The organism is Halomonas sp. EF61, assembly GCF_040147045.1.
Classification (GTDB): Bacteria; Pseudomonadota; Gammaproteobacteria; order Pseudomonadales; family Halomonadaceae; genus Halomonas; species Halomonas litopenaei.
Genome location: NZ_JAMSHM010000002.1, coordinates 847,999 through 861,287, shown reverse-complemented (window position 1 = coordinate 861,287; position 13,289 = coordinate 847,999). Strand labels below are relative to the sequence as shown.

Sequence of the window (13,289 nt, the reverse complement as noted above, 5' to 3'; positions counted from 1 at the left end):
GTATCGAGCCTGCACGAATCTTTCCAGGAGGCCGGGAGGCCGGGGGCACGGCGAACGCGAGGCGTCAGCAGGTCAGCGTGAGGCGAAGTCGAAGCTGCCATCCGTGCGCACGTAGAACAGGCATTCGGCGTCCGAGGTGCAGGTCAAGAGCGGAGCCGAGTCGTCATTCGCGCTGAAATAGCTGCCAGAGGGAAGCGGTGACGAGCCCTGAATATCGGCCCCGCTCAATTCGGCGTCGCCCCGGATGACAACCGCGCGCAAGGTATCACCGTCCCCGCTGATGGTCCCCGAGGCTCCTGCCGGGATCTTCAGCAGGGAGCCGTTGGCTTCTTCGGGCGCGGTGCTTCCCCAGAGAAAGGCCACTTCGGCGCCATTTTCCTGCGACTGGCCGGGTACCTCGAGCCAGTTGATGGCATCGGCATGCAGCCAGACCATATTGCCGGCTTCCAGGTTGACGGGCTTCTCGCCATTGTCGAAGGCCTGGTCCGAGGGCTGGACCAGGTAGGGGCCCTTCAGAATTTCCAGAAAGATGGTGGCGCCTTCTTCGGCGATGGCGGAGGTAATGTGGTCCTCGCCAGCCGGCTGTGTCCAGAACGACCCCGGACCCATCCACATGGTGGCGGCATCCGGGTCATCATTGTGCACGGCACCCTCGATGACGACCGCACGGTAGGTGATGTTGTGAATATGTGGGGGCGAGGCAAAGCCTTCCTTGAACTCGATGATGGCGCCACTGGGCACATCTTTGGTGATGTCGCCCCACAGCACGCTGGCCTGGGGACTGGCGTCGCCTCTGGCAGGGTTAAGTGGCTGTGGCGTCACCTCCGAGCGCAGCACCACCTCGGTGGCGGCGGTGGCCGGGCCGGCGATCGAGAGCGTCGCCATCGCGACGCCGGTGGCAAGCAAGGGAAGAGCAGATAAGCGCATGGGGTCACTCCTGAAAAGACGCTGGATGGACGGCAGGGGCCGGATCTTCGGAATGCGAGGGTCGGCAACCGAAGCCTCGTTCAAGGCACCGCAGGGAGGAGCATGGTTACCGGCCCAGCAGTGAGGCGAAGAACGGTATCGGCTGGGGGTGGGGGGATAAACCGCCTATATTCGAAAAATAAATCCGGAGAATCCGAATAATGCTCGTTCACAACATGCGCCTCTTTCTGACCATCGTGGAGAAGGGCAGCCTGGTGGCGGCGGCCAGAGAGACGGGGCTTTCCAGTACCACCGTGTCCGAGCGCCTGGCGTCGCTGGAGCAGTACTTCGGCGTGGTGCTGATCAATCGCACGACCCGCTCCATCAGCCTCACCGAAGAAGGCCGTACTCTGGTCGAGGGCGCCAAGCAGGTGCTGGCAGAGCTTGAGGAGCTGGAATCTCGCATTCGTCATGGCGCCCAGACCCTGTCCGGGCCGATTCGCATCAGCGTGCCCATCGACCTGGGCCGCGGGGTGGTGTCCCAGGTGATGGCGAACTTTGCCCGCGAAAACCCGGACGTATCGCTCGAGCTGTCGCTGTCGGACGGTTTCACCGATATCGTCGGTCAGGGCTTCGATCTGGCGCTTCGGTTCGGGCAAGTGCTGGACAGCAGCCTGCGCATTCGCCAGCTGGGATCGTTTCGCCGGATCGTCTGTGCAGCACCTTCCTACCTGGAGCGTCATGGCGTTCCTGGCACTCCCACGGAACTCGCACAGCACAACTGCCTGGTGATGCGTTTTGGTGCGGCGCTGGACAACGTCTGGAGCTTTGGGCCTGAGGACGCACCGCAGCAGGTGACGGTTAAGGGCAATCGGATCGCCAACGACGGCTCACTGGTGCGCCAGTGGGCGGTGGAAGGTCATGGCATCTGCCTCAAGTCGGAGCTGGACGTCCAGGAAGACCTTGAACAGGGGCGGCTGGTGCCACTGCTCGAGGACGTGGCGGCGCCGCCCAAGCCCTTGCAGCTGATGTTTCCTCCCGCTCGCGACCAACCCCGGCGGGTGAAGGCGTTCGCCGAAGCGCTCTGCCAGGAGCTATCTGTGAGAGAGCAGGCCGTCACGGCCCGAGAGAACTGGTAAAGAGAGCTGGTAGAGGGAACTGGCAGAGAGCAGGCAGAGAGAACCGGTAAAGAGAGCTGGTAAAGAGAGCTAGCAGAGGGAACTGGTACAGAGAGCTGGCACTGGCGGGCGTCTTGTCGGGGGAGAGAATGTGAGGGAAGTGCCTGAAAGGGCAAAAATTGGTCCCCATTATACGGATTTTGCGAATTCTGAAACCGGAAAGCGGCCATTCTGAAGCCATCTCGACTGGGCTAAGTTGGTCCGAGTGTCATCGAGCTGAATGGTAGCCACGGGAGGCCGGCGTGCAAGGCGCAGAATGGCTCGACCATCCGCAGTGCCAGGCCGGCGACGGATTCATGAATCTGTCCGAGGGGATTGTCATGCAGTACAGAAATTTCACCACCTTTAACGTATCGGTACGCCGAGGTGCCGCCTGGGTGACCTTCCTGGATGCCCCGCTGGACCCGAGCGGTGCCATCTTTCTCGACGAGATGAGCAAGCTGCTGGATCATCTCGAGCGCGATGCCAGAATCGATGCCATCGTCTTTCAGTCTCGGTTCCCTGAAGTGTTCTCGCGCCTGGCGGGATACAAGACATTGAAGGGTGCCTCATCCCCCCAGGTCGGCGATGACGACAGCAGAAAACGTGAGTTCAAGCGTCTTCTTGCGCGAATCGAAGACCTCCCGCAGACCACCATCGCCAAGGTGGAAGGCATGGCCCGGTATGGAGGCCACGAGCTCGTCATGGCGTGTGACGTACGCATTGCCGCAAGAGGCCTTGCGAGATTCGTACCGATGGAGGTCGGCTTGACGGGGCTGCTGGCCCGTGGCGAGTCTTACGGGCACGAGAATCGTGTGGGTCCGGTCGGTGGACTGAGTTCCTTGCTGGGTAGCCGAGACTACGGAGCCGATCAGGCGGAATATCTTGGCACCATTCACCGTGCCCTGGACCCGGAAGATGTCGCCGCCTATGTCGATGATCTGGTGAGACGCCTGACGGGCCAGACCAGCGAGACAGACGAGCGCAGAGACATCGACCCTGCGTCGACACCCTTGCACGATAGCCCAAGGGAAGATGCGCAGACGGATTACACAGGCTTCGCCCTGGCCTAGGGCTTGTCTGAAAAGTGCCTGCGCTCGGTAATACGGCGTTAAAAATCGGATCAAAATGCTCATTTACACCCCGTAAACTGCGCTTTCTCACCGATTTTTGCCTTGTCTAACCTTCGCTCATCGACTTTTCGGACAGCGCCTAGTCGAGAGGAATGACGCGCGACCTGACAGACGGTATGACAAGCCCGGTGTGAACCTCCCGGGCCGGCAGGACCATGGCTTCCCGCGTGCGAGCATGCCGACATCGACAGCACGATCCTTGATGTAACGTTCTGTTGTTTAATTGCTTTCTTTTGGATGTTTTTCCGTTTTGCCGGTCATTGGTGAGATAGGCTGGGGGCGCCGATAGCTCGGCGACTTTTCACCAAAAAAGACGGGAAGGATCCATGTCACGACACCTCTTGCTTGCCTCTCTGCTGATCGCGGTATCCACCAGCGCCATGGCCAGCGACCTCAAGCCTGGACAATGGGAAATTATCCAAAGCATGTCAGGCGACCAGATGCCTGAGCAGATGACTCAGGAGACGACCGAGACGCAGTGCATGACCGCGGAAGAATCCAGTGACATGATCGCCACGTTGCGCGAGGACTGGACATCGTCTGGTTGCGAAGACATCAAGATCAGACGCGATGGCGATACCATCGATGCCCAGGCAACCTGTCCCGCCGGCGCTCGCACGACCACCTTCGACGCCAGTATCACGATGCACAGTGACGAGCACTTCAACAGCATGATCGAGATGGACAACGGCCAGCAGGTCACCATCGAGCAGGAAGGTCACTGGGTCGGCGAGAACTGCGAAAGCTAGGCCAGGAGCTCAAGCCCTGCAGTGCCAAGCCAAGTAGCCAAGCACGGCCCTCGAAGCCCTTGGCTTGCAGCATGGCTGATCAAGCAGAAGGCCCGCCTATGGCGGGCCTTCTGCTTTTCTCCATCAAGGCGATAGCGAGTGTGGGCGTTGCAACCTGGCCAGGTTCCCTCACACATTCTCGGGTGGGATCGGTAGTTACTGCGCCTTCTCGATATCACCTGGCTTCCAGCTACCATCCAGCGCCGGTTCGGCGGGGGCATAGAGGCGCAGGATGGCGAAGAAGCCGCGCCCCGGGGCGGTGGCGAGCCAGTTGTCCTGCTGGCCCTCCGGGGCCTTGGGACCGAGATAAAGCTGGGTGCTGCCGTCATCCTCCTGGGCGGGTTCATCGAGCTTGCCGAGCGAGGGAAACGGTTGGCCATTGTCGAGGCCCGAGGCATTCTCAGCCTCGTACAGCGTCACCGACCAGAACAGTTCCGCCGGGATATCGGGGGGCAGTGTCAGGGTGTAGTGCTGGTCGCCGACCAGTGGCTCGCCGTCCGCATCCTCGAAGGCGATCATGTAGAAGGCGCCCTTGCCGGGGGTCATCGACACCATGCCGGGGCTGATCGAGAAGTAGTCGGTGAAGAACCAGGCGCGAGCGTCCAGTTCACGGTATCCCGCCTCACTCGACATCCAGTCGAGCCCGACCGGCACGTCGGGCCAGCGGGCCGAGACGTTGTTGACTGGATTCAGCCATTGGCGGTCCTCGTACACGCGGAAGTCCTCGCCGTTCAGACCGTGCTGGAAGCCGATGACGCGGCTGGTCTTGTAGCCGGTCTGGGCGGCGGCTTCCAGTGTCTTTCGGGTCGACTCATCCGGGGCGAAGTCCCGATCCGAGGCGATACCGATACCCTCGAGCATGCCCAGCCAGTCGGGGCCGGCAAGGGCTTCTCCTTCGGTATCGACCAGATACTTGAGCTGGTCGAATGCCGTGGCATCGGAGCGCGGCAGCATGTTGTAGGAGCCGCCCGCGGCGTCCGGGAATTCCATCGGCCTGGCGCTATCCTTCTCGCCGAGGGGATAGATCAGCGACTGTTTCAGCAGGTCCGTCGCCGGCGCGATGTTGTCGAGGGACTGATAGAACGAGCGCAGGAAGAAGAAGACGTTGTTGGTGCCCGAGCGATAGACGTAGTGATCCTCGGGGACGTCGCCCTCCCAGCCCGGCGGCACGATCAGAAAGTTGCCGCCCTCGCCACCGTCTGGCCCCGGCAGGCCTAGATCACCGAAGTATTCGCCGCCATCGACGGGAATCGGGCGTTGCCAGGCATCCAGCAGGATACCCTGCAGCTTCGGTGGCGCCTCGAAGACCAGTGGACCGCTCTCGCCCAGGTCGGCGAATACCATGCCGTAGATCAGGTCCGAGTTGGGCGTCGTGATCAGTGTCCTGGCGTCCAGGCGCTCGGTCCAGATGGGCATGACGTTGTAGCCGGTGCCGAAGGCCTCCGCCGCGCCGTCGCGCATTCCCATGGTGTTCAATAGTGGCAGCGCCCACAGATAGGTCTGCGTCGCTCGCTGGAAGGTCAGCTCCTCCATCAACTGCTGGGCGGTCTGCTCGGTGGGACGGTTCTGTTCAAAGGGCAGGTTGGCAAGTTCCGTCGCGCGCTCGGACTGGGCCATGGCGACCGGTGTCAGGGCCAGTGGCAGGGTCAGGGCAAGACCGGCACACAGAAGGGGTCTGGACAGGCATTTCATGATCGGCTCCCGCGGCGTGAAAAGGGGCGACCCGCCGGCAAGGGCGGCGGGTCGAACAGGGGATTACTCGACGAGTTCAAAGTCCGGGAGTGAGAAGGACTTGTCGAAGAAGGCCTGGCCTGGTGCGTAGAGGCGGAAGTACACGAACCAGCCGTCATCCTCGACCGTCTTCATGTGGTTGCTTTCCAGGCCGCTCGGGGCATCCGGACCGATGTAGAGATCGATGGAGCCGTCTTCGTTGTACTGGAGCTGTTCCATGCGGCTGTCGAGGCTGACATCGGAGATCTCCGTTCCTCCGTTGTCATAGGGGCGGCGCGTGTCTTCGCTGTAGAGCGTCAACGACCAGAACTGCTCCACCGGGACCTCCGCCGGGACATGCAGCACGTAGTTGCGATCGGCGCGCAGCATGTCGCCGTTGGCATCACGCTTGGTGGTCATGTAGACCTGTCCCGCGCCGGGCGTCGGGTTGACCATGCCCTCGCTGGAGCCGACCGCCTCGTAGAACCAGGTCGCACGTTCGTCGATCTGCTGCAGCGTATCGGTGGCCTGGGCGACGACGAAGTCGAAGCTCTTGTACCAGGAGGTGCCCTCCCACCAGACATCCGCATAGCGCGGATTCACCTGGAGGTTGCGGGTCATCAGCTCACCCAGGGCCGCGCCCTGAAGCAGGATCTCTCGCTGGCGCTCGTCCGGTGCAAAGGCCTCGCCCTTGACGATGCCGAGCGGCGCGAGCATCGCCATCCACGCCTTGTCGATCTCGCGCACCGGCTCTTCGTCGATGATCGAGGCGAGCTTTTCCCAGTAGGCGAGGCCCCGTGGGGCAGTGGCGCTCCACTCGACGTCCTTGCCCTTGACGAAGGTGCTGGGCGAGGTGTCACCCACCGGCCCCATCTGGTACTGGGACACATAGGTGTCGTAGTAGGCCGGGTCGGGATCGAGGATACGGATGCCCACCAGCACGTTGTTCGTCTCGCTCTGGAAGACGTGGGCATCTTCTTCGCTGTAGTCGTCGGGATCGTCACCGGGGCCGACCACGATGTAGGTGGCGCCTTCGCCCTTGTCGGGGCCGGTCAGGCCGAGGTCGAATACCGGGCGCATCCACATGTCGAGCACCCCGCCGGCGGTCTGGCCGGGTGGGTAGTCGATCTGCACCGGCCCATCGGAAAGATCGGTGAAGTTGAAGATGTAGGGGGTGGTCAGGTTGGCGGTGACGATGCCGCGTTTTTCCTTGAGCGTCTCGAGGACGGCAAAGGCACCGGGTTCATCGGTACCGAAGGCTTCGCCCTGGTTGTCCCGCCAGGTCGTCGTGCTGACCAGCGGCGTCGACCAGATATAGGCCTGGGCGGCCCGTTGCACGTCCATGGTGTCGAACAGTCGCTGCGACGCCTGTTCATCGAAGTAGCTGTCCTGCAGTTCGATCTCGCCGGCGGGCGTCTCGATCACCTCGTCGCCCTTGAGGGTTGCCTGATCGAGTGGAACGGCCGACTGCGCAAGCCCCGAAGCGCAGAGCAGCGCCCCGGCGACGGTGGCCGTGGTCATGTGACGAAGCATCTTCCCGAACTCCCTTTCTGTTATCGATGGTGGTCTGAGCCGGGCGGAGTTCGCCTCCATCCCGCTAATCCGCGCCGTCGTGCTGTAGATCAGATCGTGCCTGGTTGCGTCCGAGTCTCGTGTGGGGGCCCTGCGCATCGACAGGACGCAACAAAGCCCGCCCGGCGCGGCGCCTGATTCGCCACCGCTCGAGAATCGTCTTCAAAATATTTCTGATTTAGAAAGCTGGCACAGAGCCCGAGATCCCGCCACTAAGCCGCCTTCGGGCTGATGGTGATTCTGCATACTTTTATGTGACCGGATCCAGGCCTGCCTGGTGTCGTTTCGAGTCGTAGCTGTCAGGGAGCGGACGAGGCATGGCTGAGGTAGACACCAGGGATCGCTGGCAGGAAGAGAGCCGTGGCCTGATTGCGTCCGGGGGCACTCCGGATATGGTGTTGGCAGACATGCCCAGGTCCGATGTTCCAGACGGATGATCGTAGGGAGAGGGTGGCTACTTGGCGGCGGGCGTGAAATGAAGATGGGGATGGCGGTTGTCATGGTGAGCGGCCGCCAGGCGACCGCTCACACCCGATGGGGTCAGGCAAATTTCCGGGAGAAGGTGGCGAGGGTGGACTTGAGGTCCCTGTCGTCCACCGCTTCACCGATCGAGCGGAACTTCCAGCTCTCACCGTGGCGGTAGACGCTGGCCATGATCATGCTGATCTTGCCCGAAAAGCTGGCGTCATTGGCGACATCGAAGGTGCCAAAGACCGAACCACTGCCGTCATGAATACGAATGTTGGCATAAGGGATGTCGGCGAAATCCTGCTTTCGAAACGAGTTCAGGACAAGGCCGAGCCTGGTGATGTTGGCAGGGATTCGATTGAGGTCGATGGAGATGACCTCGTTGTCGCGGCCGTCGTCACCGCCGATATCGCCGGTCAGGTCGTCACCGCTATGATGGATGGCTCCACACCTGGATTTCAGCTGACCGAAATAGACGATATCGACGACCTCGCCTGACTCATCGAAAAGCCCTACCGAGGCGTCGAGGTCAACGTCTACATTCCTTGTTTTTTCGCCGCCAAAAAAGCCTTTTGTTGTCTTTTTGATGGCGCCCCAGTTTACACCGATTTCAATACGGGAAAGGGAGGTCCCATTCTTTTCAAGACTGATGCGCTGCCCCTTGGAGAGATTGATGCTCATATGAGATTTTCCTGGTGATGTCTGTTTAGGCTCTTGCGAAACGATATCGGCCGGTTGAAATACGCCGAGACAAGGACGAGAGGTGATGACGCTGCACCTTTAGCCGAAGAGCCCGAAGAGGCCTTTCTTTTGCAGCTTCGCCTGGTCGACGTTGGCGAACGTCTTGGTGATATTTCGCTGGCGGTTGTAAGAGGGGCCTTTTGACGCTTGCTTGCCCTTGAAGACCGCTGGGCCGTTGACATCGACATCGACTGAGCTTCCGTGCCAGGAGATCCAGGCGGTTTCTTCTTCACCTGGTCGTGAGGTCTTTCCCGATGGAGCGAGGATTACCTCGGACTCCGTGACGATGGCGTAGCCGATGACGTAGGTGTAGATGTTGGGGTTGGCTGCGCTTATATCCTTGGAGAAGTCGTAGGAGCAGACGACGACATCCGTGCCGCAGCTCATTTTCATTTGAGGCTTCAGCGATGCGACCGAGACGGCGCCGTTGCCAAGCGCGGAATAGACGCTGAACACCATGGCCACTGGCCCACCGGCCCTCTTGGCGATGTCCTTGGCTACCGTGATGACTTCCTCTCCCGGCATTTCCTGGCTGGCATTCTGAACATCGCCGTGGTGATGGGCATAAGGCGCCTGGTCGAGCGCGCAGCGGTACTCCGCATCGACCAGATACATCTGCCCGTCTGGAAAGAGAATCGAACAGCGAAGATCCAGATCATCGTTGTCACTTGAGGCATCGCCGTTGTCTACCCACTGGGCCTTGACGACCAGGTCGGTGGTGCCCTTGGAGAGATCGATCGTGGCAGTTTCGTCGACTTTGTTGAGGTTGATCATCGTCAGCTTCCTTACTGTTGATGTTGATACTCGGCTTGCAGGGAATGGATTCGCTGCGCCCAGGACCCATGGCAGGTCTGCTCGAGCATTTGCCCGTTATCCTGGAAGACGGCGTCTCCACGTGTCAGGAGTTGGTTGGCCTGTTGGCGCTGTCGCTGGATGGCCTGCTTCAGGTGGGCCTCGATGACATCGATCTGCGATGGGTGGATGCAGGTCTTGGCGTAGAATCCCCAGGCGATGTCCTGAGCGACCTCACGGGCCAGTGTCTCCGGCTCGCCGATCAGGTCACAGACCGGCGCCGCTATCTCGTAGCCGGCCGGTCGGAACAGGGTCACGATGCGCTCCAGTGTCGAGCGTAGCGGTGTGTCGTAGATCGTCATGCCCGGTTCGCGCTTGATGCCGAGCGTGCCCAGAAGATCGTTGGCTCCGATGCGCAGTGTGATGACGGGATTGCGCAGTTCTTCCAGAGACTCGCCGATGGCATCCGCCGTCGCATCGCGAAACAGCGCGGTTGTCTCAAGAGTGGGCATCAGTGGCAACTGTGGGGCGCTGTCGAGGACCGACTTCCAGCGCGCCGCGCTGCGGCTGTCGAACTTCGGCACCACGATACCGTCCAGGGCGTCCAGCGCTCCCGCTGACTCGACCAGTTGGCGTAGCACCAAAGGCGAGCGTGGCCTGACGAATCGCAGATGTCGGGTATCTCTCGGTGTGCTCTTGAGTGCCTTGATCAGGCGCTGCACGGCCCAGACGACTGCATCGGGTGCCACCGCATCCTCGGTGCAGAAGATGATCGAGCGTGCCCCGTGGCAGCCGTGGGCAAGGATATGGTCGAGACGCGGGTGGGTTGCCGGAACATACAGCGAGGCGCCCAGCGCGGCGTAGACTCGGGAGACGCTCATGGGCGTGCCTCGGCGGTCAGGGTCTTGATGATCGAGCAGGCGTGGAAGGGCATGTCCGGACGCTCCACAACCGCAACGGCCTTCTCACCAGCCAGCAGCAACAGGTGTTCCACATCAGGATGGCGCTTGTCTCGCACCAGCAGCAGGGCCGGTACGCGACGCAGCATGACGCGTGTGGCCTCGGCAATGCCGGGTTTGATGTGATTGATGTCACTGACCTGATAGTCCCGGGCCAGGGTATCCAGCATCGTCAGCATCGATTGCCGCTGGCGGGCACGTTCGGCGGTGGTGGTGGCGCGGGAAAGGGAGCTATCGAGGCCGGTGAAGTGCGTTGAAACCTGATCCAGAAAGGCATGAGAGCGGTCGTGTTCGGCCAGGTCATCATGGATCACGCAGCCGTGGAAGGCGCCGGCGGGCACCTGGTCATTGACCACCGAGCGGGAGACGAGACCCGAGACGGTCGCGTTGAGTACGCCGGAAGGAATGGCGTAGTCATCGAAGGTGGCCGAGTAGTCGGCGGTGCCTCCGATGTCCGAGATGACGGCCAGGCGCACCGGGACCGGCGACTTGCCAACCGCTTTGCGTTCATCGTTGTAGCGCGCCAGGCTGGCACGCAACTCCCGCGTGATGACGCCTTTGGCGGTCCAGGCATCGATGAAGACCAGCCGCTCCGGTGCCAGGCCGACGGTGTCGAGAAGATAGTCCAGTGCCTGGGTGTCGATGCCACGGTCGCGAATAATGGAGATGCTGTAGTGCTCGCAGGGCTGTTGCCCCTGCCCCACCAGGGCGCGCCGCAGCAGTGCGCCCACCGGCGTCCCGGCCCGAGCGAGGCTGACCAGTCCGATCGGCGCCTGACCGTGGCCGATGTCGGCCAGCAGACGGCCAGCGAGCGAGCAGACTTCCTGGGCCAGACGCTGGGCGTAGCGGTCACTCAGGGCGTCGAAGAGGCTCAGATACCGAGCGCTGGGCGCCGCCTCGCGATGGATCATCTCGCTGTAGTGGGCTTGTCCCGTCTGAATTCGCCTTTCCTTCTCCTCGATGGACAGAAATCGTGGGCGGATCGGGGTCAGCAGGAACTGGCAGTCGTCGGGACAGTAGGATCCGTGGATGGGAGTAAGGCCGATCATCGAGGTCATTGGGCAAACTCCTGTAATTGGCGCCAGATCTGGCTGTTGGTCGGCGCCACGGCCATATCGCCAGTCCCCATGAAGTCGATGTCGGACAGGCTGTCACCGAAGGTGAGCACAGTGTCTTCAGGGTGGCGTTCCAGCAGCTGTTCGAGGACAAACCTGACGGCGCTGGCCTTGCAGGTGTAGTGAGGGCGCAAGGCTGCATTGCGTGCGTTGGCGTGGAGTCTCAGCCCAAACCGAGCGGAGGCCTCGCGAAGCGCCGCGACAAGGCGCTCTGGCAGTTCAGCGCAAGACTTGACGGAGAGATAGACGGGAACATCGAGGTCATGCAGGACACGCAGATGGATGTCGCCACCTGGCGCGAGTCTGGCGACGAGCGGTTCGAGATGATTTCTGGCCTGTTCAAGGGCCGTCTTGGCCTCATCCAGGTGAGGTGCCAGATGCTCTGCCCAGGCCGGGACGATAGTGCCATCCAGTGTCACCAGGGCACCGTGGCTAGCGATGGTGTAGCCGCCTCGGGCCAGCAATGTCACTCGTTCGACCGCGTAGCTGGTGCGGCCGGTCACCGGAATGATGATATCGGCGGTGCGTTCGATCAGCTTCCACAGCGCACTTTGCTGGGCTGTCTGGAAGCAGAGGGGGGCTCCCTGGCGATCGACTGCAGCAAGATGGAGTCGCTTGTCCTTGGTGGGCTCTGCGCGATGGGTGCTGAACCAGGTATCGTCGAGGTCGCTGAGAACGATCAGGCGGTTGGTCATGGACAGGCCTGTCGGCTGAAGGACTGGAGATGGTTGGCTTCCAGTTCACGGCTAAGGTCGATCCGTCCGATACCGTCAAAGGCCAGTGGCAGGTGTCGAGCCGGAGCGTTGTAGAGGTAGTGCCTTTTGCCTCCGGCATCCGGCGCCGCGTGCTCGATCCGGGACGTCACCGCGTCGGCCACGGCAATGGGCGAACGTGTCGAGCTTTGAAACAGCACTTCTTGTCCACGCTGCTCCAGCTGAAGCGCCAGGCGAAAGGGGGCGTCAAGATACTCACCCATGCCGAACACCACGACAGGCACGTCGGGGGTGATATCGATAGCCTCGAGCATTGCCGGCGGGGGCTGCTGGCGAGAGCTCATGACCTTGCCGTAGAGGCCTTCGTTCTCGATCGGCAGCGGTCGATGTTGGCGATGCGCAATCGCCTGGCAGAAGCCAGTGTCAACGTCGTCGGGCAGGGATGGAGCAAAGTCAGGGCGGGGGTGGAACGTGAATTCTCCCGCCATCAACTGGACGAAGCGTACCTCCAGCGTCTCAGGCAGTTGATCGAGAAGCGCCTGTCGAGCGGTCGGCGAAAGCCAGCTTACCAGAGAGACGATATGGAGCCGCTTCACCCGCGCAAGCTCGGGTTGAATCATCAGCGCCCGTGCCAACTGGGCCAGCGTTCTGCCGGTCGTGATCTCATCGTCGACCAATACCAGATCCTGCACCTCGCTGACCGCAGCTTGAGCCTCCACACCAAGCCTCGCCAGGTGCATGGTATCTGCATGGGAATGGGCCTCCCTGATACGGATCCAGGGCGTCGCGACGGTGAAACGTGTGGTGTGATGGAAGACGCTGTCGTCATGGGTAGCGGCGAGGTGACGGCTAACCCCGGCACCGAGGCCGACGGCGGTTTCCGCCATGCCTACGACGTAGGCGGTCGAGCCCAGCAGTTGGATCGCGGAAGCCAATTCTGCGTGAATGCTATCCATCGCGCTCGGGCGGACAGGGATATGCTTGCCCAGAACCCTGGAGATAAACAGATAGCCACGGCGCGGATTGAGGCGCGAGCCGAAGGCCAGCAGTTCCTCCAGTCTCTCTCCCTGCTCGTGGAGGGTCAGCTCGAGAGTGCCGGCGCAGATGGTTGCACTATGCTGCGTGATAGGCACGGAATCCCCTATCGTTGGTGCAAGCGAGGGTCAGCCCATGAAGACGGGACCTGGCGCTTTCCTTGACGCTTGATGGATGAAGGTGGGGCGAAAAGCCCCACC

At 61.6% G+C, this 13,289-nt stretch carries 12 protein-coding genes; 3 read left to right on the top strand and 9 right to left on the bottom strand.

Annotated features, from left to right (window positions below; all coding sequences use genetic code 11):
- Positions 1–72 precede the first annotated feature (72 nt).
- Positions 73–927: a DUF4437 domain-containing protein gene (locus tag NFI08_RS12680; RefSeq protein ID WP_349589788.1), complete on the bottom strand. Its 855-nt coding sequence runs from the start codon at positions 925–927 to the stop codon at positions 73–75.
- A 200-nt stretch (positions 928–1,127) separates the two neighbouring features.
- Between NFI08_RS12680 and NFI08_RS12675 the strand changes: the two genes are divergently transcribed.
- From NFI08_RS12675 to NFI08_RS12665, 3 genes are all read left to right on the top strand, one after another.
- Positions 1,128–2,045: a LysR family transcriptional regulator gene (locus NFI08_RS12675; protein ID WP_349589786.1), complete on the top strand. Its 918-nt coding sequence runs from the start codon at positions 1,128–1,130 to the stop codon at positions 2,043–2,045.
- A 281-nt stretch (positions 2,046–2,326) separates the two neighbouring features.
- A complete protein-coding gene (locus NFI08_RS12670) occupies positions 2,327–3,136 on the top strand; it encodes an enoyl-CoA hydratase/isomerase family protein (RefSeq protein WP_349589783.1) in 810 nt (269 codons plus the stop codon).
- Between the two features lie 386 nt (positions 3,137–3,522).
- The gene (locus tag NFI08_RS12665; protein WP_108131431.1) at positions 3,523–3,945 is read left to right on the top strand and encodes a DUF3617 domain-containing protein; all 423 of its coding nucleotides are present in this window, start codon (positions 3,523–3,525) and stop codon (positions 3,943–3,945) included.
- Between the two features lie 195 nt (positions 3,946–4,140).
- Here NFI08_RS12665 and NFI08_RS12660 read toward each other — a convergent pair whose 3' ends face one another.
- The 8 genes from NFI08_RS12660 to NFI08_RS12625 form a co-directional block, all read right to left on the bottom strand.
- Positions 4,141–5,676 (bottom strand): DUF1254 domain-containing protein, encoded by a 1,536-nt coding sequence (locus tag NFI08_RS12660; RefSeq protein WP_349589779.1) that lies wholly within the window; start codon positions 5,674–5,676, stop codon positions 4,141–4,143.
- Between the two features lie 63 nt (positions 5,677–5,739).
- Entirely contained in the window at positions 5,740–7,227 is a 1,488-nt protein-coding gene (locus tag NFI08_RS12655; protein WP_349589776.1) for a DUF1254 domain-containing protein, read from the bottom strand.
- Positions 7,228–7,806: 579 nt separating this feature from the next.
- Positions 7,807–8,415 (bottom strand): TerD family protein, encoded by a 609-nt coding sequence (locus NFI08_RS12650; RefSeq protein ID WP_349589773.1) that lies wholly within the window; start codon positions 8,413–8,415, stop codon positions 7,807–7,809.
- A gap of 99 nt (positions 8,416–8,514) precedes the next feature.
- Positions 8,515–9,249, bottom strand: coding sequence for a hypothetical protein (locus NFI08_RS12645; protein WP_286985184.1), 735 nt, complete (start codon positions 9,247–9,249; stop codon positions 8,515–8,517).
- 11 nt (positions 9,250–9,260) lie between these two features.
- Positions 9,261–10,148, bottom strand: coding sequence for an aldolase/citrate lyase family protein (locus NFI08_RS12640; RefSeq protein WP_349589770.1), 888 nt, complete (start codon positions 10,146–10,148; stop codon positions 9,261–9,263).
- On the bottom strand, positions 10,145–11,284 hold the full coding sequence (locus tag NFI08_RS12635; RefSeq protein WP_349589768.1) for a cysteine protease StiP family protein: 1,140 nt from the start codon (positions 11,282–11,284) through the stop codon (positions 10,145–10,147). The genes NFI08_RS12640 and NFI08_RS12635 overlap by 4 nt, the downstream gene beginning before the upstream one ends.
- Positions 11,281–12,036, bottom strand: coding sequence for an HAD family hydrolase (locus NFI08_RS12630; protein WP_349589765.1), 756 nt, complete (start codon positions 12,034–12,036; stop codon positions 11,281–11,283). Before NFI08_RS12630 ends, NFI08_RS12635 begins: the two co-directional genes overlap by 4 nt.
- The gene (locus NFI08_RS12625) at positions 12,033–13,187 is read right to left on the bottom strand and encodes a phosphoribosyltransferase domain-containing protein (RefSeq protein ID WP_349589762.1); all 1,155 of its coding nucleotides are present in this window, start codon (positions 13,185–13,187) and stop codon (positions 12,033–12,035) included. The genes NFI08_RS12630 and NFI08_RS12625 overlap by 4 nt, the downstream gene beginning before the upstream one ends.
- Between the last annotated feature and the right edge of the window lie 102 nt (positions 13,188–13,289).